The following is a 21,477-nucleotide window of genomic DNA, read 5'->3' as shown; positions in this document are numbered from 1 at the left end:
AGTTATGACAACTTTACACAAATTATTACCAACATTTATAGTAGCTAGCCTAATACTTTTCACATCTTGCTCCAAGGATGATGACAACACCCAACCTAACAACTATACAACCTTAGAAAACCTATTGAATGAAATTAATTTTCAAGGCTATGCCATTGTAACTAAAAACGGAAATGATTTAGTAAGACAGGGCTTCGGATTGGCAAATGAAAGTACTGAATTACCTCAAGATTTCAACCTTGCTTATCGCATAGGTTCTGTTACCAAAACTTTGACTGCGGCAGCTATTGTGCAATTAAAACGTGATGGTCTAATCAATAGTTTTAATCAAACTTTAGATGAATTTGACACCGAATTTCCAAACGGAAATCAAATAACCATTGCCCAATTATTGTCACATCAATCTGGTATCCCAGATTATCAGCTTGTAGTAGAACAAGCTTTCGAAGAAGGGCAAACATTAGACGAAGCAGATATTTATAATGTTATAACAAATTTAATTGCAGAAAACGGACTCAATTTTACACCAGGTACTAACAAGCAGTATAGTAACTCAAACTATCTTATTGCAGCTTTATTAGTGCAAGAATTATCAGAACTACCATACCATCAATACATACAGCAGAAAATTTTTAATCCGCTAGACATGACTAATTCTTATAAAGGTGCTGATATGATTAACATTAATACTCATGCTCAAGGTTATTTAAACGGCAACTCAAATAGCACCTACCCTATGACTATTGCATTTGGTGCAGGAGACTTCAGCAGTAGCCCAAATGATATGGAAACTTGGATTAACGCTGTAAAAACAAATTGGTTTACCGAAGTCGAAAAAACCGAAATATTTGCCCAAGATGTACCAAATGGATATCTTGATTTTGGTTTAGGCTGGTTCACTACTCAAGAAGGCAATACCACAATGTATTGGCATGGTGGAGATATTAATGGCTTTTGGAGCATGATTGGTTTTATTCCAGAATACGACTCAACAATTGTAATTTTAAGCAACAAGCAGGATAATACAGGGTTACAACGTAATACTATTATAGAGCAATTATTAACAAACGAGTTTAATTAAAATTTTTAAATAATGAAACATACCAACGTATTGTTAGCAGGAGCCACAGGTTATTTAGGCGGTTATTTATTAAAGATTTTAATTGAAAATCACAATCAAGTTTTAGCCATTGCTCGTCAACCAAGTAGAATAAAAAATAATAACGAAGACTATTTAGAAATAAAACAAGCCGAAGTTACAAAACCCGAAACCTTAAGAGACATATGTAAAGGGATCGACACAGTAATATCAACGATTGGTATTACAAGGCAAAAAGATGGGTTAACCTATCGGGATGTAGACTATAAAGCCAATATAAATTTACTTGAAGAAGCTAAAAAAGCTAGTGTAAAGCATTTTGTTTACGTTTCTGCAATTAATGGAGATAAACACCGTAATTTAAAAATATTTGAAGCCAAAGAAAAGTTTGTAGATGCTTTAAAATCTTCGGGATTAAACTACACGATAGTAAGACCTAATGGTTTTTTCTCAGATATGAAAGATTTTTTGCAAATGGCAAAATCTGGTCGTGTCTATTTGTTTGGATCTGGCAATCAAAAATTCAACCCTATCCATGGTGAAGATTTAGCAAGAGCTATTGTAAATAATTTAGACGATAAAAATAAAGAACAAACAATAGGTGGCCCAGATGTTTTAAGCCTTAATGATATTAGCAAACTCGCTCTTGAAGCTTTAAACAAACCTGTAAAAATCACGCATTTCCCAGATTGGCTTAGACGGTTTTCAATTTGGATTTTAAGAACTTTCACAAGCGTCAAAACCTATGGACCAATAGAGTTTTTTCTAACTTTAATGGCCGAAGATAATATAGCGGAGAGCTATGGAAACCATCATTTAAAAGATTTCTACATAGAAGAAGCTAAAAAACTTTGAATTACTCAATAGAAAGTAAATGAAAATACGATATCTAAATTCGAATCTCTCATTACCTTATTAAAAACACATCTTAGGCTCAAAGATGTAGACCATAAAACATCTTTAGAGACTTCTGCCTAAATGCAAAACGCAACCCTTAAAACGCTCACTTACAGAAATATGAACTAGTATTTGAGTATTACAAATAAAAAGGTTTGAAATCATAATTCAGGACGATAAGCCTTCATTTCTGATACATCTTTGCATTATCAAATTATAAATCAAAACGAACAAATAATGAAAACTACTTTTAAAATTATTATTACAGCTTTAGTAATGTCCTTATCCGTATTTACTTTTGCACAAGAAACCGAAGATTCAAATAACTCACAAACAGAGTTTAAACACTCAATCAGTATGTGCCCAGCTGCAGTAGCTTTTGGAATTTACTCTGTAAACTATGAGTACTTGCATAATCAAAAACATGGCTTTGTGGCACGTTTTGATTATGAAGCCATTCCTAAAACCTACACAGACGCTCGTATAGAATCTAGCGGATATTCATTTATATTGAATTACCGTTATCATTTTAATAAACAAATGAATTCGTATTTTGTAGGTGCTTATGGCAGATACCGACAATTTGATGGAAAAGGCAAGATTAACGACACGAGTTTTGACTTTACAATGCCAGATGTAAGTTATGGTATTAATGCAGGTAAAAAATGGGCTTGGAAGAGTGGTTTTACCTTAACTTTTGCTCTTGGTTACGGCTTCTCAAATGAAGATTGGAGCAGCAACCCAAATACAAATGAGGTTAATGATATGGTTAGAGATTTTAGAGATGATTATGACTTTGTAGATCCATTTTATGGTGAGTTTTCAATAGGCTATTCATTCTAAAGAAATCAAAAAATGAAACATTTAATACAGCTCATATTTTTCCTATTCACCTTGCAAGTTTGTTTGGCACAAGAAGAGATTGATTCTATTTTCAATCAATACTCAAGTGCTAAAAACATAAATAATGCAATATTGAAGGTCTATTCTAAATCTAAGAATTTAGACATATCACTTCATAAAAATAAGACAGCAGGTAATCTTATAGATGTAGAGCATCAACCTTTTTATACAGCTAGTATTACTAAAATGTTTACCGCAGTAGCAATCGGTATTTTAAAGGATGAAAACAAACTAAAGTTTGAAGATATTATCGCTCAATATTTACCTGATAGTATTATGAACAATCTTCATGTTTTAGGTAAAAAAGACTATTCAAAAGATTTAACCATTGCCCATTTATTGCAGCATACTTCTGGTTTGCCAGATTATTTTACAGATCAAACTAAAGATGAAAGTCCAAATATCATTAATCAAATATTGATGGACACTAATAAATTATGGTCTGCCGAAGAAATGATACAATTTACCAAAGAAAAAATGACACCTCATTTTGTTCCTGGCACTGGCTATCATTATACAGATACTGAGTATGTACTTTTAGCATTGATTATTGAAAACGTAAGTGGAATTACTTTAGATGAGTTCTTTACGCAACATATTTTTCAACCTTTAAAAATGAATGAATCATATGTCAACTTAAAATCATCTCCAATAGATAATGAACTCCCAATAGATAAATTTTATGCTAGCCAATACGAATTATCATCACTCAAAAGCTTAAGTGCAGATTGGGGAGGAGGCGGTTTAGTCTCAACTGCTCATGATTTAATTACTTTTTTAAAAGCTTTTAACAATGATGAAATTATAAAGAAAGAAACGCGATTAGCCATGCAAAATTGGGTGTATGAAACTAAGGGTATGGAATATGGCTTCGGAATAAGAAAAGTTTCTATTGATGAGTTAACCGATACAGAATCGGACATACAACTTATTGGTCATTCTGGTGCTACTGCTTCTTTTTTATGGTATTGCCCTCAATTAGACACATACATTTGTGGTACGTTAAATCAGTTAGAGGCTTCTAAAAGTGCAATGATTTTGGTTTATGACATACTTAAAATAATAGAAAACAAATAGAATTATGAACTCATTTTTAAAAGTTGCAATTAATTTTTTAGCTGCTGTGTTGTTATCAAGTAATGGTTTATTTGCACAAACACCAAACAAAATCAAATGGAAAGAAGATCTTGAGATTTATAAAAAGTCATTAGAGCAAAAACACATTGATTTATACAATACTGTAACAAAAGATGAGTTTGAAAATGAGTGGAATAAAATCTATAAAAATGTTGAAACATTAAACGATTTTGAAATTATTCTTAAACTCATGCACTTAACAAGGCTTGTAAATGATGGACATACCTCGGTTTCCTTAAGAAATATGCCAATACATCGTTTTCCTTTTGAAGTAAAATTTATTGATGATAAATGGCGTGTAGTAAAAGTAAGTAACGAGCACAGTAACTTGTTAAAATTATCATTGGTGGCTATTGATGATGTTCCTATTGAAGAACTTTCAACAAAAGTTTCTGAAACCGCACAGTTTGTAGAAAACGAACACTCACAAATTGTAAGAACTGGTGAATATATAAATATTAGCGAATTACTCTATACACTTCATATTACTAAAAAAGAACATCAGGCAGTATTTACATTTCTGGATACAAATAATCAAAAAATTAAAGCAACGCTTACTGCTATAGATACAGATTCATTAATCAAAACAACAGATTTTGTTCATTTAACGGTTGGTATCCCAGAAATAACAAAGCCTAACGATTCTAGTTTTCCCTATTTATGGTTTACACCCATAAAAAACACCAAAGCTTTATATATTAATTTTGAAAGCTATCCAACCTTTGAAGAAATGCAAGTTTTTGGAGGAAAATTGGTGAAATATATTTCTAAAAACCAACCAGAACAAATAGTTATTGATATGCGCAATAATGGTGGTGGCGATTTATATGTTGGTGTTGTTTTGGCCTATGCATTAAACCTTGCTGATTCTATAGATTGGAAAAATGGTGTATTTGTATTAACAAGCAATAAAACGTTTTCGGCAGGTACAAGTAATGCAGCACTTTTCAAACAATTATTAAACGCAAAATTAGTTGGCCAGCCTACTGGATCTAATCCTAATGGTTATCAAGATATGGATAGCTTTACTCTACCTAGTTCAAAATTGGTAATTACCTATTCTAAAAGATTATTTAGGTTATCAGACAAGGCAAATACCGCACTTCAACCAGATATAATTATTAATCAAAAAGAGAATGATTTGTTTAATAATATAGATACTGTTTTGAAAGTATTAATAAATAGATTTTAAAATCTTGTTACCTATTGAAGTATAAATTAATCAGCACTAAATAGTCAAATTTAATTATATATAGTGTGGTAATCTTAAAGCTTATTCTAATGTCACTAACTATCGTTTTGGCAAAACAATTGCCTTAACTTTATTTAAAATAATAATGCTGTAAAGCACACAGAGTACTACAAGAGTAGCAATACCCAAAGCGGTTATGAAACTACTTCCTTCTGAAAATTCAAATAAGGTCTCTAATCGGTCTAAGTATAAGTTACGCACATAAATACTTAAAATAATTGCAGGAATAATAGCTATCAAAGTTGCTCCAGATATAACGACTTGGTAAAATTTTGCTATTGATTTATGGGTATATCCAATGGCTCCAAGGTTTGATATCATAGCTTTGTTTTTCTGTATTATTAAATTAAAGCTTAATAAAATAAAAGCGATAGAAAGCACAAGGATAATCATCGCAATAGCGATTACGAATACCAATGCTGAATTGAAGAAAAAAGAAAGTTTGCTAAACTCTAATTTATCTTTGTTGATGGAATAATTGTTTTCATTAAAAAACTGTAGAATTCTTTCGTCGGTAGGATTATTAAATGTAACCAACAGTCTACTAATTCTAGATTTATTAGAACGCCCAAATTTAGTGTTAGCATATTCTAAAAAGGTTTCTGGCACTAAAATAGAATTAATCTTATTAGAAAACCCTACTATCCTACTCTTAAAAACTTCACTACTAAAGTTGCCAGACACTTTTAAATTAAAGGTAATTTGCGAGATGGTATTTTTAGATAACACAGGTAATCCTTGGCTTTCGGCAAAACCAAAATTGTACAGTTTTAGGTAATTCTCTGGAATTATTATAGGTACAACCTCATCATTTTCTGCCCAAACCCAATCTTCCGTTTTTACATCTATATAATCATCTGGAATACTCTCAAAAAACAAATCTGTTTGAAATAACGGAATGTTTTCTGACTGATTAGAGTACGCTTTTATCCTAAAATCCGCATTATTAAAAATAGAAACATCTTTTATAAAAGGTTGAGATTTTAATTCTTCTATCTCTTCTGAAGAAAAGTAAATTCGATCTTTATTTACACTCTTAAATACGGAGACCTCTTTACTTATTACTGCAGATTTATCACTAAACACGTCTGTTTGCTCTGATAGTAATGGTTTTACATCCTGATACAATTGCTGTGTTGTTAGCACAATAAAAACACCTATAAACAAGGTTATAACATACCCTATTAATTGAATTTTGACAAGTGTCTTCTTTTGAAGTTTAATAAGCATACTAAAGATTTATGGTTTTATCAAATTCAAAAAAAGGTAAATTGTCTAATGCTGTAATAATTACCGCTGCTTGCCTTTCCTCTAATTCTTTGTTTAAAATTTCTATAATAATTTTAATATTAGAATTGTCTAAATGGCTGAAAGGCTCATCGAGCAATAAAAAACTAAAAGGTTGACACAACGCTCTAATTACAGCAGCTCTTTGGCGCTGACCTAGAGATAGCGTACCAACCAGACTATCGCGTCTATGGGTTAATTGCATTTTTTCAATTAATGCATCTATTTGCTCGGTAGATTTATAGTGTGTTAATTTATTTTTTAACTGGATATTCTCAAAAAGCGTTAAACTTGGAAACAACTTAAAGTCTTGAAAAACGTAGCTTATTTCTGTTTTGCGAAGGTTAAATATAGAAGTTTCCTCAATGCTGTATGAAACCTCTCCTGTGTAGTTAAAATTGCTGCCATAGATAAAGTTTAAGACAGAAGACTTGCCATGGCCAGAGTTGGCTTTGAGTAAATACCTCTGACCTTTTTGAAAAACCACTTCCTTTTGTAAATATATGTCAGAACCAGATAATTCTGCTTCTGACATATAAGTTGGTTTTAAATTGCTTAAACGTATTTGCATAAGACTTACAGTGAAGAATAGCTTTCAAAACTTTCATCTATAAGCTCTAGTAGTAGCTGCAAACTGTTTTTATTATTGTCTTTGGTTTCAAGATTAAATTCCATGGTGAAATTATCTATCATTTTCACCTCAACACCTCTTGCAAAATCTGTCCAGATATTAAACATTTCTTCTTCTTTATCACTCTGCTTATCTTTTAATAGCTTCTTTATCTCTTTTGGATATTCATCATAATTTAGATTTAAGTATCCATAATATCCTCCTTTTGAAAAATCTGATGCTTTTGAAGAACTAGACAAACTGTTAGACCCTAAACCACCATCTTTAAAGGCTTTTACACTTGCTTTATCGTTAGTAAACAAACATACATCATCATTAAAAGCAAAATACCCAGAATATGATCTATCTAATTTTACTTCGTAATAATCATCTTTGTCTTCAATCTTATCTTCTGGTATTTTGTTTATGATTTTCTTTAAATATTTGTCTGTGTTCATATCAAACACCAAAGACATTATTGGTAGTGTGGTTGTTCTGGTTTCAGTAGTATCCTTATATTCATAACCACCTTCGTAATAATATTCATTATTTAAAGCATTGTAACGTCTAGTCTTATTTTCATTATAGACCATTTTATAGGTTTCATACTCGTATGTGGTTTCTTCAATGTTAGAAAGATTAAACATTACTGAGCCATTTAAGCTTTCAAAAAAATCTTCTAACTCAAAACCCATTTCTTTTTCAAATTCTTTTTCAACTTTATCTATATCTCCTTCTTCTTGCATTAGTTTATAATACTCTGAAGTGTCAAAAGACATTGCGGCACTTGCAAAACTCTGCTTAGGTAAATAGTTTAAAATAGATGTATTAAAATCATGATTCCAAATATTGTCTTTTTTCAACATTTCTTTCACTTCTTCGTTAGGAAACATTTTACCTTGAAGACTGATACGGTCATCTTCAAATTCTAAATATGCAGAAATATAGTTATCCTTTAAATCTACATCTAATTCTTTTCCTAAGTCTTTAAAATAGTAGTTAGACTCAAATAAATTTGAAGACATCCAAAAGTTGATATCTTTTTTGTTACCGTAAAAAGACATAAACTCTTTATTTGCACTTATCTGTTTATTTCCTTTTAGCTCAAATAAAGCCTCTACCTCAAGGTCTAGATTTTCTCTACTAGACCAATTTTCAGCAGTTAACATTACCGCTTTCTTACTATCCCAAGCAAAAGCTACTTCATTTTTTACAATAAGATATTTATAAAGGTCTTCTTCCTCTACATCAAAATCTACACCACCTTTATCTAATAAATCTTCTAAAAACTCAACAAACTTTTCTTCGCTTTTTAGGTCTAGTGATACACAAAAGAACTTTTCGTCCGAAGCTTCTTCGATGTAGTACAAAAAGACATCTTTTGTAAAGTCTATACCAGACATTGTTGGGTCTTCTTTAAGATCATCTATAAATCTAGCTACCTTTTTATCTTCATTTCGTATTTCCTTTTGAAATGCTTTAAAAAACTCAAGATCCTCTAAATCCTTGAGGTTTCCTTTTTTGTAAAGTGAAAATACATCTATAACGGCAACTGCATTTGTGTTCTCTGGTATTGTTTTTAAGCTTTCTGGCGAACTGCTGCAAGACGCTAGCAAGACCAATAACAGGCAATAAGTTATGGTTTTAATTTGTTGATGGATTGGCAATAGCTTCATTTTAATAGTGGTTTATTTTGGTTGAATTTAATTAATCTTAATATAAGTCTTTTTCATTTGAAATTACAAGAGGCTATTTTACCTCTTTCATTACAATTAAAAGGATTATAAAAATTAAACTAGAAAAAGCTTTTAAGGGACTTTAAAGATATAAAAAGAAAGTAATCTTAAAAGCTATTAACCATAAATAAAATCTAATCAATATTAATAAGAACAATCCGCTTATTATTTTAAGCGTTCCTTGCTATCCTAGATTTATTCTGAGTCACTAAGTAAACACCTAAAACAACCAACAAAATAGCAAATGGTTTATCCCAAGTAAAGTAGTCTTGCCCTACCACAACAGCAACTATAGATGCAATAATAGGCTGTAGGTTCATAAAGATACTTACTGTGCTCGCCTCTAATCTTTTTAGTGCATACGGCATTAAGAAAAACGCCAAAGTCGTAGAAAACAATAGTGCAAATGCTAAGAAAGAATAAGCCATGAGATTTGATTCACCAGAAAAAATAACCTGATGGTCTAATTCAGAAAAACTAAAAGGAAACGCAATAAGAGCAGATACTAAAAACATCCATTTGGCAATAGTAACTGGTTGATATTTCATAGACACTTTTCTTGTCATAACCAAATAACCAGCATAACACAGCACACATAAAACTGAGTACAGTAAGCCTAAAAATGCATAACCCGATTCGCTACCATCCGAATCACCTAAAACGATAATTAGAACAGCTCCTGTAATACTAGTGAGAATACCTATTATCTTTTTTGCTGATACTACTTCTTTTAAAAAAATAGTAGATAGTGCTAATACTACCACGGGAGTAAGCGCCATTAACAAAGAAAAAGTGACTGGTGATGTATATTGCAATGCTTGGGAAAACAAAAATTGTGTTCCAATAAATCCCATTAATCCTCCAATAAGAATTATTGGAAAATCTTTTTTATCTACTTTTTCTTTTGATAAAAATAGACCTATAAACCAAAAAATGAGGACACCGAAAAACATCCTAATTACGGTATAACCCATAGGTGTCATCCAAGTGTCCATCAAAGCTTTAGTTACAGGAATATTTAATCCAAAAATTGTATTAGCTGTTAAAACCGCTAATAATCCCTGTTGTTTTTCTTTCATCTAAAAAACTTTCACTGTTGCTGCTTTTGCCCTATCGCTTATCATAGATTGTAAATACGGACTACTACTGTATTTCACTCTGTAAGCTTCGTCAATCTTATCATTTATTTCACCTGAAATAGGTTGAAACTGAACCTTAAACTCAGTACCATTAGATTTAATTTTTCCTGCTTTTTGAGATAAAGCCGACTTATACCATCTTGAATTTACGCCATTGTAAGCCCTAACATAAAGACTACCTTCTACCTCAACAACCCAAATCCAAGTAAGTGTTCCAAAAGTTTCGCCATCTTCTCTGTAAGGCGCAATATGAAAATCATTCCTTTCGGAAATCATTTCTATTGCTTGATTGTCTAATTCTTTCATCATTTATATTATTTAAAACTTATATCCAGGTTTTTTGTAAAGCACTTTTTCTTTTGCCATAATATCGTTTGGATAAACCTTTGTTTTCCATTCATTAAGCGTATACTCTTCTATAGAAACAGAATATGATTCTTCACCAAAACCAACAACACTTTGTGCTGCTTTTATGACTTCTTCTGTTAGTTTTTGCTTCTGCTCTTCAGATTTTCCTTCAAGCAATTTTATTTGAAAATGTGGCATGGTTTATTTTTTATATTGATCATCTGTAACATGCTCTAACCACGTTACTACTTCACCATTTACTTCTTCTTGAACAGCTATGTGACTCATTGCTTTTTCTGCTGAAGCGCCATGCCAATGTTTCTCGTTAGGTTCAAAATAAATGATGTCTCCTGGTTTGATTTCTTCAATTGGTCCGCCTTCTTTTTGTACCCATCCTAAACCTGATTGTACGATTAAAGTTTGTCCTGCTGGATGTGTATGCCATGCGGTTCTTGCTCCTGGTGAAAAAGTTACTAAAGATGCTGCGCCTTTTGTTACGTTTTCTACGTTTTGATATAATGGATCTACGATTACATCTCCTGTAAACCAATCTTCTGGACCTTTCATTGATGGCAATTCGCCGTTTCTTGTAATTTTCATAATGTTTTCTTTTTAATTTTTTTAATACTAAAAAATGCATCTTCTAAAGATGCATTTTAATTTATTTTGCGAATACTGGGAAGTTACTTGCTTCTCCGTAATCTTTGATTTCTTCTAGATTATTTAGTTTTTCCATGTCTTCTACAGAAATTTCAAAATCTACTTCTGTATTAGATTTCATATGGTCTGGCGTTTGTGTTTTAGGTAATGGTAATAAGCCTAATTGTAAATCGTATCTAATTGCTAATTGCGGTACAGAAACTCCGTATTTTTCTGCTACTGCTTTCACTTCTTCATTTTTGAATAATTCGCCATGTCCTAATGGTGAAAATGCCTCAATTAAAATGTCTTTAGATTTAGCATACTCAATCATATCTGTTGGCACGTTTGTGATGTGCGCTAAAATTTGATTGACTTGTGGCTTTACTTTTGCATTTTCTAAAATGTTATCTAAATCTTCTTTTTTGAAGTTTGAAACTCCGATAGCTTTTAGTTTTCCTGCCTCGTAAGCTTCTTCTAAAGCTTTCCAAGCTTCTAAGTTTCCTTCAAAATATCTGTCTTCGTTTTGAAATTCTTGCCAAGGTTTTGGACTATGAATAATCATCATATCTATGTAGTCTAAGCCCATGGTTTTTAAAGATTCGTCTATCGATTTTACAGCTTCATCATAAGATTTTACTTCTGCTGCCAGTTTTGTTGTTACAAACAAATCTTCTCTTGCTACATCACTTTCTTTAATCGCTTTACCAACACCTTCTTCGTTTTGGTATGCTTGGGCTGTATCGATATGCGTGTAACCAACGTTAATTGCAGTTTTTACAGCATCAACAACAGCATCGTTGTCAATCATCCAAGTTCCGTAACCTATTTTTGGAATTTCTACTCCGTTATTTAATTTATATGTTTCTTTTGTAATCATTTCTTTTTCTTTTTCATTCTTTTTTAAAACGTTGAAGCGTCGATAACGTATCTGTATCTTGCTTCTTTGTTAACCACTTTATCCCAAGCATTGTTAATCTGGTTGGCATCAATAATTTCGATACTTGGTTTGATACCATTATCGGCACAATAGTGAACAACTTCCTGAGTTTCTGGAATACCACCAATTAATGATGCATTGAAATTAACTCGTGCAAACGCTAACATTAAGTTGTTAATTGTGATTTCTGATCCTTCTGGCATACCAACAAACGTGAATGTTCCGCCAGGTTTTAAACACATAACGTAAGGCGTCACATTAAATTGATACGGAATGGTAGAAATCATATAATCTAAAGTTTTATTGTAGGCTTGCATGTTTTTAAATTCATCATCTACAACAATAACTTCTTTTACGCCCCAAGATTTGATGTCTTCTACCTTATCTGGTGTTGTTGTAAACGCATAAACTTCTGCGCCTCTAGACACTGCAATTTTAACTGCTAAATGCCCTAATCCACCGATACCTGCAACACCAACTTTGTCTCCTACTTTAAATTGAGCTCTCATTAATGGCGAGTAAGTTGTAATACCAGCACATAAAAGTGGCGCAGCTTCTTCAAAATTGATGTGATCTGGAATATGAACCGCAAAATGATCTCTTACAACTATCTTATCTGAATAACCACCTTGAGTAATTCCTGTTGGCTCTGCTTCAGATTTATTTCCGTAAGTGAATAAAGTTTGACCTCTATCGCAAAAATGTTCTTCACCATGAGTACAACTTTCACATTCCATACAACTATCAACCATACAACCAACACCTGCTCTATCTCCTACTTTAAATTTGGTTACATTTTTTCCTACAGCAGCAACGACACCAACAATTTCATGTCCTGGAACTTGAGGATATTGTTGTTTTCCCCAATGCCCTTTTTCTTGATGTATATCGGAATGACAAATACTTGCAAATTTGATATCGATTAAAATATCATCATCTCCTACTGGTCTTCTTTCAAATTCCCATGGACTTAATTTACCTGATTCGTCTTTAGCTGCGTAACCTTTTGTTTTTATATTTTTACTCATGTCTATAATTTCTTTTTCTTCTGAATTTTTTGAATTTGCAAATAGTGGAACTGATCCCATTAACATCATTCCTGCTCCAACAGTACCTGATTGCTTTATAAAATTTCTTCTAGATTGCCCTTTGTTTTCTTGGTTGTCTTGAGTCTTCATGTCTAAAAGTTTATAGGTTATTGTATTGCTCGTCTGTTACTGGTTCCATCCAATTGACTATACCTTTCTCAATATTTGGCACAATGTACATTTGCTGAAGACCTTTATCCTTACTTGCTCCATGCCAATGTCTTGTATTTGGTGGACAAGTAACAGCATCTCCTTTTTTAATGACTTGAATTGGTTCTCCTTCAATTTGATGATACCCAACTCCATCAGTAATAACTAAAATTTGACCAGCTGGATGTGTATGCCAATTACTTCTTGCTCCTGGTTCAAAATATACATTACCAACTATTGTGGTTAATGTTGAATCCATAACAATTCCGTAATTATACACATTACCTGTAAAGTTCTTATCTGGTCCTTTTTGACCTTTTGGAAAAATGAAGTCTAAATCTTCTGAATAATTTTTGTTTTCAGTTTTTGCTGTGGTTACTTCTTTGGTTTCTTCTGTATTAGAATTGCTTTCTACTTTTTTACAACTTTGAAAGCAAAAAAATACTGAAGCAATTAATACAAGTGTAGTGTTTTTCATCATTTTTAGTTTTTAAATCGATTTAATAATTTTTGCAGGAACACCAGCAACGACGGTTCTATCTGGAACATCTTTTGACACCACAGCACCTGCTGCAACAATAGCATGCTCACCAACAGTTACACCTGACAAAATTGTTGATCCTGCACCAATCCAAGCTCCTGTTTTGATATGAATTGGTTTTCCTATCAATGCTTTTCTAGATTCTGGCTCTACAGGATGTGTTTCGGATAAAAGATTAACTCTTGGCCCTACCATTACATCATCATCAATAGTAACACCACCTAAATCTAAGATTTGACAGTTTTGGTTTATGAAGATATTTTTACCCAACTTTAGATTCTTACCATAATTAATACTAAAAGGTGTAAATAAAGTTGTACTAGAATCTACTTTACTTTGAGTAAGTTCACTTAAGTGTTTTCGGATATTATCTAGAGTTTTAGAAGCATTTAAATCTACCAAAATACTAATAGCTCGTTCTGATTGCAGGTGAAGCTGATCATACTCAGAGTCATTAAAAGAAACTGTTTCTCCTGAAAGTATTCTATCAAAAATAGTATTGGTTTTTTCTGTACTCATATTTTCATCTTAAAATCTATGGCACAAAGATACTTTCGCTAACCTATTACCGGATAACGAAAATCAAATCAAAAATTATAAAATTCAAACCAAATTAAACTCTAACCGTTTTTGGTGTTAAGCCTGTTTGTTTTTTAAAGAAGTTATTGAAGTACGTAGGATATTCGAAACCTAAAGCATAACCAACCTCACTAACATTCCAATTGGTGTGTTGCAACAACGCTTTAGCTTCGTTAACTATTCGTTCTGTAATATGCGTAGAAGTAGACTTTCCTGTAACTGATTTTACAGCACGATTTAAATAGTTAACATGAACAGATAATTGGTCTGCATATTGTTGTGCTGTGGTAAGTTTTAATGGTGAATCTGCAGTTTCAATAGGAAATTGACGTTCTAGAAGTTCTAAAAACACTGATGTTAAACGAGAAGCAGCATTTGCGTGTTTTTCATCTTGTTCTGAAGGCTGAAGTTTCATAGCTTCATGTAGAATTAACTGAATATAATTTCTGATTAAATCATCTTTAAAGGAATAATCTGTTTGTTGTTCTTGCATCATTTTCTCGAAGACACCATTCAGAAACAAACGCTGTTCTTCAGTTATTTTTAAAACAGGTGTGCCACCTAATTTAAACAAAGGTGATTGCAACAAACTATCGGTACGCTCAGATAATTGCAAAAATTCTTCAGAAAACAAACACGTGTAACCTACATATGTTGTAGAAAGTGTTTCCCAAGAATATGGTACATGCGGATTTCCAAAAAAGAGAATAGTTCCTTCTTGCTCGTAACTTCTATCTGCATAATGGATTATACTCTTACCTGTAGTCAGACAAATTTTATAAAAATCTTTACGACTGTAAATTTTAGTAGCACTACTATCTTCTTCAATTCTAAAGACATTAAAGCCTTTTAACTTTAACTCACTATTAAAAGGCGATACCGAACGTTGTGTTTTTACTTCCATAAAGCAAAGTTAAGAAATTCAAACCTAAAACCTAACATCACTTTAACGGTCTTTTAACAATGTAAGGCAGTAGACTTATTTTAAATCTTTCCACCAAGCTTCAAAAACTTGCGTACTATCTTTTAGTTTTACTACTTCACCAATTTTTGGCGTTACTAAAGAAACACTTTCCGTTTTATTAGCTAGCGCTTCATCTAATGGCTCATACCAAGGATGATCTGAAAGTGTAAACTTTGAGTTATGAACCGGAAACAGCTTTTGTGTATTCAACTCTTCTGCTACTTGATATAATTGTTTAGGCAATAAGTGAATCTGATTCCAGTTCTCGCTATACTGACCTTGCTCAATAATTGCCAAATCAAAAGGACCAAATTTAGCCGCAATGTCTTTATAAAACGTATCGTAACCGCTATCACCACCAATGTAGATGTTATTACTTTTTGTGTTTAGCACATAAGATGCCCATAAACTTTTATTTCTTTTGATACCTCTTCCTGAAAAATGACGTGCTGGTGTTGCTGTCAATTTTACGTCTTCAAATTCGATAGCTTCGTACCAATCTAGCTCGTTAATTTTAGATGCTTTATAACCCCAATATTCAAAGTGTTGACCAACACCTAACCCACAAACTACTTTATCAACTTTAGACTTTAACTTTAAAATTGTTTCATAATCCAAATGATCCCAATGATCGTGAGAAATAATTAAATAATCAATATCAGGTAAATCTTCTACACCATAATTATTAGCTCCTTTAAATGCATTAGTCATAAAAGAAAATGGTGCTGCATAACCACAAAATACAGGATCTACTAAAAAAGTTTTTCCATCTAATTTCATAAAATAAGATGAATGTCCAAACCATATTAACACATCTTCTTTCTCATCTAAACCTTTAATATCTGTTGAAACGAATGGTAAACTATCTTCAGGTTTTACTTTGTACTTTTTAGCAAATATAAAATCCCACATAGCGCCTATTGTACTTTTATCTGAGGTCATAACTGCGGTCTCACTTAAATTTTTAAATAATCCATCTTTATAGTTTGAGGATTTTTTAATACGTTCTAAACGTTCGCCTTTAGGATGTTGTCCAAATTTTGACTGGTTAAGTATCATAACAGTTATTAAAGATATAAGTAATACAATACCCAATAAGATTTTTAAAAAGCGTTTCATATCGTTTGGGTTAAATTTATAGAAGTGCAAAGTTAAATAGACAAAAACAAATTCAGCTATATTCATTACTGAGAATACTACCTGAATTATAGAAAGCATAAGACGAAGTTCTTCCACACTAAACACATATAAAAACGCATGTGTATATTATTGTTCAATTAACATATTTGCCTCAGCTACTTACAACATAAAAAGTAATTTTTAAAAGTCATAAATTCATAAACATTCACAACTCAAACTTACATAAAAATGTATTTCATCGATTTTTTTTGCGTTTTATGGATGATTTTAAAATAAAATGATATATTAGCCACCGAAACAAATTCATTAAAACCCCAACTAATGAAAAAAATTACCTACTTGGTTGCAGTATTCATTTTAGTATTGCAAACTTCATTTTCGCAAGAGAATCATTCAAGAATCAAAATTTTAAATCCCTCCCAAGAAACATTAAATCTCTTGGCAGAAGAAGGTATAGATTTGAGATGTGGTGCTGATCACGATAATAACAATCTAACCTTAGATGTCTCATCTTATGACAAAAACTTGTTACAACAATTAGGAATTCCTTACACTATTGAAATAAATGATTTAGAAACATTTCAAAGAGTAAGAGCGGAAAACGACCTTCCTAATGCTCAAATGCAATTAGAAATTGAGAGAGCACAAACCTTAGCTCAAAGAGACATGCAAATAGCTCAAAGAGGTTCAGTATCAGAAACCCTAATTGAAAGCTATTTACAGTATGGTGAGCTTAATGAAAAAGACTGGTCAACACCTACTGAGTTTAATCTAGGTTCAATGGGAGGCTGTTTAACACTCAGTGAAATGGAAGCCGAACTAGACGATATGAGAACATACTCTGTAAACAATGGATTAGATATTGTGTCTGTAAAACAAGATGCTTCTCCAACAAATCAAACTACATGGGGAAACCCTTCTAGCTCAATAACAAATAATGGGCTAACTTATAATGGTATAGGAACTACACGCTGGAATCCGAATACAATTTATTATGTAAGAATTACTGGTAACGAATCTTCAACATCAGAAGGCACTAAACCACAAATGCTATTCACTTCCATGATACATTCAAGAGAAGTAAGCGCTTTAATGAATAATATTTATTTCATGTGGTATCTCATTGAGAATTACAATACTGATACTGCAGTTAAAAATCTAGTAGATAATAACGAATTATATTTTGTGCCAGTTGTTAACCCTGACGGTTTACGCTGGAATGAGCACCTTAATTCATCAGGTGGTGGAATGCAACGTAAAAACTTAAGACCAGGTGCAGGTGGCACCAGTAATTCATCATCAAACAGAGGCGTTGATCTCAATAGAAACTTCGATTATTTTTGGGGAACTGCAGGTTCTGGTTCTTCAGGCACATCAACCAGTGATTCGTATAGAGGTCCTAGTGCCGCATCGGAACCCGAAACTCAAATCTTGGTAGATTTCATATTAAGCAGAAATTTTAAAACAGCTATTTGGAATCATACTTGGGCAAATTCAATTCCTCATCCATATGGTGGTAATCCAACCTATGTTTCAGGTAGAGAAGATGAAATGCACAAATGGCATGAAGATATGACTAAGTATAATAGATATGTCTCTGGAGCAACCATTTTTACGCCTGCTAACGGAATCGCAGATGACTGGATGGTCGGAGGCAGCATGGACTCGAATGGTTCTACAGGTTCAGGTCAAAATATTTTAGCCACTACACCAGAACATGGTAGCGAAGGATTTTGGCCTTCTCCAAGCAGTATTATTCCTATTGCTAAACGCTCTATGCGAATTTCGTTAATGGGAGCTTATTATGGAGGTAAGTATGCTAAATTTCACGATTTAACCCAAAGCGATATTAATAGCACATCAGCTAACTTAGATTTTGCTATTGAAAGGCTCGGTCAAACGGCCAGTAACTTTACATTGACGGTAACACCGATTTCTTCTAACATTACAAATATTACTTCGCCATCTACACAAACAGGAATGTCTATTTTAGAGCAACGTAATGTTTCCGCATCAATTACTCTAGACCCAAGTATTCAACCTAACGATAAGATTGAATATAAAATTGAGCTTTCTAACGATGACGGCATCTTTTATGAAGCCAATATGGAAAAGTATTACCAACCATCTGTTTTGTTTTTTCACGATGCTGACTCTGATGGGTTAACAGGCTGGACAAATTCTGGTTGGAGTAATTCATCTGCTGACGCTTACTCTGGCTCTAACGCATTAAGGACTGGAAATACTGCACCGTATGCTAATAATACAACTAAAACGTTAACCACTACGAGTAGTTATGATTTATCAGGTTCGTCTGAAGTTTTAATTCAGTTTTATTCAAAGTGGGATATAGAACGTAATTTCGATTTAGTAGAGTTTCAAGCATCAACAAATGGCTCTACTTGGACGACTTTAAATGGTAAGTACTCAAAGCCAAAATCTTCGTCTAATACTAACGACCATAATGCTAAAGGTACGTCAGACGAAGCTTTCCAGGGCAACAACAGCTCTGGTCACATTTACGACGGTGACCAAATGGACAAATGGGTTATGGAAGAAGTAACTATTAACAGTTCTGAAAACAGCTCCATTTTTGAAGCATCTAGTGTACAATTTAGGTTTAGAATGCGTTCCGACTCTGGCAATGTATTCGAAAACTATTCTGCAAATGGAGAAGGGTTCTTTTTTGATGACTTTAAAATCATAGGTCTTACGATTCCTTGTGAAACTTCAGTGCCTACCAATTTAGCAGCAAATTCAATTTCTGCATCAGGGGCTGATATTTCTTGGGACAACATTCCTTCAGCAACATACGATTTAAGGTACCGAGAAGTAGGTGCTTCTAGCTGGATTGAGATTAATGATTTTGGGAGTTCAAATTATTCCTTAACCAATTTGGATCCTACAACTGATTATGAAATACAAGTAAGAAGCAGATGTATTTCTTCAACTTCTAATTATACAGGTTCAATCACTTTTACAACAACTGATTTGACCTACTGTACTTCAACAGCTACAGATACAAATTTATATTTTGCTATTAATAGAGTTCAACTTAACACAATTGACAATACTTCAGGTGATGCTTTGTATACTGATTTTACTAATTTAAGTACTACACTTTCAAAAGACACCAACTACTCAATAAGTATTACACCACAATACAACCTTACAACAAGTTATAATTTAGGTTATTCAGTTTGGATAGATTATAACAGAGACGGTGATTTTGAAGATGCTGGAGAACAAGTTTTCTCTACTGGTCCTGTAAGTGGTAGTGCTGCAAAATCAGGAAATTTCACAGTACCTTCTAATATAGCTACAGGAAGTGTAAGAATGAGAGTAGCATTAAAATATAATGCTGTACCTACATCATGCGAAACCTTTACTTATGGTGAAGTTGAAGACTATACTATATATTTATTTAATGGTCTACTGTATAGTAACGCTACTTGGACTCCAAATGAACCAAGTGACCTAACAAGCTCAGAAGATGTTATGTTATTAGACGGAACTTTTAATACGTCATCAGATATTTCTGTTAATAATGTTACTGTTGTTTCTGGCTCTACATTTAACGTGAGTAAAGAAAACGCTGTAACTGTTAACGGAAACATAACAAACAATGGAGAATTTGTAATGAATTCAGACTCAGATGAATTTTCAAGTCTTTTATTAACAGGCAGTGCTTCTGGAGATTTAAAATACAATCGTCATGTTAATTCTGTCACAAACAGAAATGACTTGGTTGCCCCTCCTTTTAGCGGAGAAAGCTTTGTGGATTTTATTTCGAATAATTCAAACATAGTATCCAATACAGGTGAAACATTATATTTATTTGGTCCTTTTGACAAAACCACAAGTGATTATCTAACCTATTCTAATACAGAAATAAGCACTTTAGATGCAGGAACTGGTTATAAAGCCGCTTCTACCGATAATAGTACATTTACTTTTACAGGATCTCCAACTACAGGAAACTTAAACATCCCTATTTCAAAAACTGGTTCGGCTTATGAAATATGGAATTTAATTGGAAATCCTTATCCTTCTTATATAAAGCTGGAAGACTTTTTAACAGCTAACATAACTGAATTCGACGCTTCAACTGCCGCAATTTATGGTTATGATGCAGACAATTCTAACGGAAGTTATTGGACAATTTGGAATTTTGCTTACGCAGCTGCCAACCCAAATACATTAATTGCACCAGGACAAGGTTTCTTTGTCTCTTCAAAAGATGGTGGTGGTAGCGTTTCTTTTACATCTTCTATGCAGACTTCGGGAAATTCTGACGACTTCATTGCTGGCAGAAACGATAACACACCTGAATTTGGAAGTATCGTATTAAATTCAATCGACAAAAGCTTTAGCACCGATTTATATTTTACCAATAATGCATCTTTAGGTCTTGATGTTGGTTATGATGCAAGTCATTTTGACGGAGCACCATCGGATTTTGCTATCTATTCTGAACTGGTTAATGATAACAATGGAAAAGACATGGCTATACAAGCTATAAACTTTAACGATGCTAATAACAATACTATTGTTCCATTAGGCGTAAATGTTAGTGAAGGTGAACAAGCAACTATCAGTCTAACAGATTCAAATATTAGTGCTAATATATATCTTGAAGATGTTGCTACAAATACATTCACACTCTTAAATACATCAGATTATACCTTTACACCTTCATCTAGCATTTCAGATACAGGTAGGTTTTATTTAAGGTTTGATATGACAACATTATCAACCAACGAGTCTGATTTAGAAACAATACAAGTATATAGTGATTACAACAATGATCAAATAGTAATTAAAGGCATTCTGACTTCTGAGACACAAGTAACATTATTTGATATGCAAGGAAGACAAATATTGAATGATAAACTAAACAATAGAAACTCGACTAATACATTAAGCACAGCAAACTTTAGTTCAGGTGTCTATATGGTTAAAATTTCAAATAAAGCCTCAAGTATTTCCAAAAAAGTAATCGTAAAATAACATATCAAAAATAAAAGC

19 protein-coding genes are annotated in these 21,477 nt (G+C 32.7%); 6 read left to right on the top strand and 13 right to left on the bottom strand.

The features are described 5' to 3' along the window. Positions 1-4 precede the first annotated feature (4 nt). The 5 genes from MST30_RS11410 to MST30_RS11390 all read left to right on the top strand — a co-directional run bounded on the left by MST30_RS11410 (position 5) and on the right by MST30_RS11390 (position 5,228). Positions 5-1,081 carry a serine hydrolase domain-containing protein gene (locus tag MST30_RS11410; protein WP_243471539.1) on the top strand — a complete coding sequence of 359 codons (1,077 nt, stop codon included), beginning with the start codon at positions 5-7 and terminating at the stop codon, positions 1,079-1,081. A gap of 12 nt (positions 1,082-1,093) precedes the next feature. After that, positions 1,094-1,954: an SDR family oxidoreductase gene (locus MST30_RS11405; RefSeq protein WP_243471538.1), complete on the top strand. Its 861-nt coding sequence runs from the start codon at positions 1,094-1,096 to the stop codon at positions 1,952-1,954. Between the two features lie 279 nt (positions 1,955-2,233). Next, positions 2,234-2,839 carry a DUF3575 domain-containing protein gene (locus MST30_RS11400; RefSeq protein ID WP_243471537.1) on the top strand — a complete coding sequence of 202 codons (606 nt, stop codon included), beginning with the start codon at positions 2,234-2,236 and terminating at the stop codon, positions 2,837-2,839. A gap of 12 nt (positions 2,840-2,851) precedes the next feature. Continuing rightward, on the top strand, positions 2,852-3,976 hold the full coding sequence (locus MST30_RS11395; RefSeq protein WP_243471536.1) for a serine hydrolase domain-containing protein: 1,125 nt from the start codon (positions 2,852-2,854) through the stop codon (positions 3,974-3,976). Positions 3,977-3,980: 4 nt separating this feature from the next. Next, entirely contained in the window at positions 3,981-5,228 is a 1,248-nt protein-coding gene (locus MST30_RS11390) for a S41 family peptidase (RefSeq protein ID WP_243471535.1), read from the top strand. Between the two features lie 99 nt (positions 5,229-5,327). On the opposite strand, the gene MST30_RS11385 is transcribed toward MST30_RS11390, so the two are convergent. From MST30_RS11385 to MST30_RS11325, 13 genes are all read right to left on the bottom strand, one after another. After that, the gene (locus tag MST30_RS11385) at positions 5,328-6,518 is read right to left on the bottom strand and encodes a transporter (RefSeq protein ID WP_243471534.1); all 1,191 of its coding nucleotides are present in this window, start codon (positions 6,516-6,518) and stop codon (positions 5,328-5,330) included. A 1-nt stretch (position 6,519) separates the two neighbouring features. Then, positions 6,520-7,110, bottom strand: a complete 591-nt coding sequence (locus tag MST30_RS11380; protein ID WP_243471533.1) for an ATP-binding cassette domain-containing protein — start codon at positions 7,108-7,110, stop codon at positions 6,520-6,522. Between the two features lie 41 nt (positions 7,111-7,151). Continuing rightward, the gene (locus MST30_RS11375; protein WP_243471532.1) at positions 7,152-8,861 is read right to left on the bottom strand and encodes a DUF4836 family protein; all 1,710 of its coding nucleotides are present in this window, start codon (positions 8,859-8,861) and stop codon (positions 7,152-7,154) included. Positions 8,862-9,091: 230 nt separating this feature from the next. Further along, on the bottom strand, positions 9,092-10,000 hold the full coding sequence (locus MST30_RS11370) for a DMT family transporter (RefSeq protein WP_243471531.1): 909 nt from the start codon (positions 9,998-10,000) through the stop codon (positions 9,092-9,094). Then, complete coding sequence (locus MST30_RS11365; protein WP_243471530.1) at positions 10,001-10,369, bottom strand: DUF2255 family protein; 369 nt, start codon at positions 10,367-10,369, stop codon at positions 10,001-10,003. Between the two features lie 9 nt (positions 10,370-10,378). After that, entirely contained in the window at positions 10,379-10,606 is a 228-nt protein-coding gene (locus MST30_RS11360; protein WP_243471529.1) for a tautomerase family protein, read from the bottom strand. Between the two features lie 3 nt (positions 10,607-10,609). Continuing rightward, the gene (locus MST30_RS11355) at positions 10,610-11,008 is read right to left on the bottom strand and encodes a (R)-mandelonitrile lyase (RefSeq protein ID WP_243471528.1); all 399 of its coding nucleotides are present in this window, start codon (positions 11,006-11,008) and stop codon (positions 10,610-10,612) included. A gap of 61 nt (positions 11,009-11,069) precedes the next feature. Next, a complete protein-coding gene (locus MST30_RS11350) occupies positions 11,070-11,927 on the bottom strand; it encodes an aldo/keto reductase (protein WP_243471527.1) in 858 nt (285 codons plus the stop codon). Between the two features lie 23 nt (positions 11,928-11,950). Next, positions 11,951-13,165: an NAD(P)-dependent alcohol dehydrogenase gene (locus MST30_RS11345; protein ID WP_243471526.1), complete on the bottom strand. Its 1,215-nt coding sequence runs from the start codon at positions 13,163-13,165 to the stop codon at positions 11,951-11,953. A 10-nt stretch (positions 13,166-13,175) separates the two neighbouring features. After that, positions 13,176-13,706: a cupin domain-containing protein gene (locus MST30_RS11340; RefSeq protein ID WP_243471525.1), complete on the bottom strand. Its 531-nt coding sequence runs from the start codon at positions 13,704-13,706 to the stop codon at positions 13,176-13,178. A gap of 9 nt (positions 13,707-13,715) precedes the next feature. Further along, positions 13,716-14,285, bottom strand: a complete 570-nt coding sequence (locus tag MST30_RS11335) for an LbetaH domain-containing protein (RefSeq protein ID WP_243471524.1) — start codon at positions 14,283-14,285, stop codon at positions 13,716-13,718. Positions 14,286-14,379: 94 nt separating this feature from the next. Then, positions 14,380-15,249, bottom strand: a complete 870-nt coding sequence (locus MST30_RS11330; protein WP_243471523.1) for a helix-turn-helix domain-containing protein — start codon at positions 15,247-15,249, stop codon at positions 14,380-14,382. A gap of 75 nt (positions 15,250-15,324) precedes the next feature. Continuing rightward, positions 15,325-16,428 (bottom strand): MBL fold metallo-hydrolase, encoded by a 1,104-nt coding sequence (locus MST30_RS11325; protein ID WP_243471522.1) that lies wholly within the window; start codon positions 16,426-16,428, stop codon positions 15,325-15,327. A gap of 342 nt (positions 16,429-16,770) precedes the next feature. Between MST30_RS11325 and MST30_RS11320 the strand changes: the two genes are divergently transcribed. After that, positions 16,771-21,459, top strand: a complete 4,689-nt coding sequence (locus tag MST30_RS11320) for a M14 family zinc carboxypeptidase (protein ID WP_243471521.1) — start codon at positions 16,771-16,773, stop codon at positions 21,457-21,459. Positions 21,460-21,477: the final 18 nt, after the last annotated feature.

This window comes from Winogradskyella sp. MH6, from assembly GCF_022810765.1.
Classification (GTDB): domain Bacteria; phylum Bacteroidota; class Bacteroidia; order Flavobacteriales; family Flavobacteriaceae; genus Winogradskyella.
Note: the sequence above shows the minus strand (reverse complement) of the source record. Positions and strands in the feature narration are given on the sequence as shown.

Excerpts from the sequence above, each read along its gene's own strand:
- MST30_RS11370 (WP_243471531.1), bottom strand. The coding sequence starts at position 10,000 with ATGAAAGAAAAACAACAGGGATTATTAGCGGTTTTAACAGCTAATACA.
- MST30_RS11400 (WP_243471537.1), top strand. The coding sequence starts at position 2,234 with ATGAAAACTACTTTTAAAATTATTATTACAGCTTTAGTAATGTCCTTA.
- MST30_RS11335 (WP_243471524.1), bottom strand. The coding sequence starts at position 14,285 with ATGAGTACAGAAAAAACCAATACTATTTTTGATAGAATACTTTCAGGA.
- MST30_RS11355 (WP_243471528.1), bottom strand. The coding sequence starts at position 11,008 with ATGAAAATTACAAGAAACGGCGAATTGCCATCAATGAAAGGTCCAGAA.
- MST30_RS11340 (WP_243471525.1), bottom strand. The coding sequence starts at position 13,706 with ATGATGAAAAACACTACACTTGTATTAATTGCTTCAGTATTTTTTTGC.
- MST30_RS11350 (WP_243471527.1), bottom strand. The coding sequence starts at position 11,927 with ATGATTACAAAAGAAACATATAAATTAAATAACGGAGTAGAAATTCCA.
- MST30_RS11410 (WP_243471539.1), top strand. The coding sequence starts at position 5 with ATGACAACTTTACACAAATTATTACCAACATTTATAGTAGCTAGCCTA.
- MST30_RS11345 (WP_243471526.1), bottom strand. The coding sequence starts at position 13,165 with ATGAAGACTCAAGACAACCAAGAAAACAAAGGGCAATCTAGAAGAAAT.
- MST30_RS11390 (WP_243471535.1), top strand. The coding sequence starts at position 3,981 with ATGAACTCATTTTTAAAAGTTGCAATTAATTTTTTAGCTGCTGTGTTG.
- MST30_RS11395 (WP_243471536.1), top strand. The coding sequence starts at position 2,852 with ATGAAACATTTAATACAGCTCATATTTTTCCTATTCACCTTGCAAGTT.
- MST30_RS11330 (WP_243471523.1), bottom strand. The coding sequence starts at position 15,249 with ATGGAAGTAAAAACACAACGTTCGGTATCGCCTTTTAATAGTGAGTTA.
- MST30_RS11360 (WP_243471529.1), bottom strand. The coding sequence starts at position 10,606 with ATGCCACATTTTCAAATAAAATTGCTTGAAGGAAAATCTGAAGAGCAG.
- MST30_RS11325 (WP_243471522.1), bottom strand. The coding sequence starts at position 16,428 with ATGAAACGCTTTTTAAAAATCTTATTGGGTATTGTATTACTTATATCT.
- MST30_RS11385 (WP_243471534.1), bottom strand. The coding sequence starts at position 6,518 with ATGCTTATTAAACTTCAAAAGAAGACACTTGTCAAAATTCAATTAATA.
- MST30_RS11365 (WP_243471530.1), bottom strand. The coding sequence starts at position 10,369 with ATGATGAAAGAATTAGACAATCAAGCAATAGAAATGATTTCCGAAAGG.
- MST30_RS11380 (WP_243471533.1), bottom strand. The coding sequence starts at position 7,110 with ATGTCAGAAGCAGAATTATCTGGTTCTGACATATATTTACAAAAGGAA.
- MST30_RS11405 (WP_243471538.1), top strand. The coding sequence starts at position 1,094 with ATGAAACATACCAACGTATTGTTAGCAGGAGCCACAGGTTATTTAGGC.
- MST30_RS11375 (WP_243471532.1), bottom strand. The coding sequence starts at position 8,861 with ATGAAGCTATTGCCAATCCATCAACAAATTAAAACCATAACTTATTGC.
- MST30_RS11320 (WP_243471521.1), top strand. The coding sequence starts at position 16,771 with ATGAAAAAAATTACCTACTTGGTTGCAGTATTCATTTTAGTATTGCAA.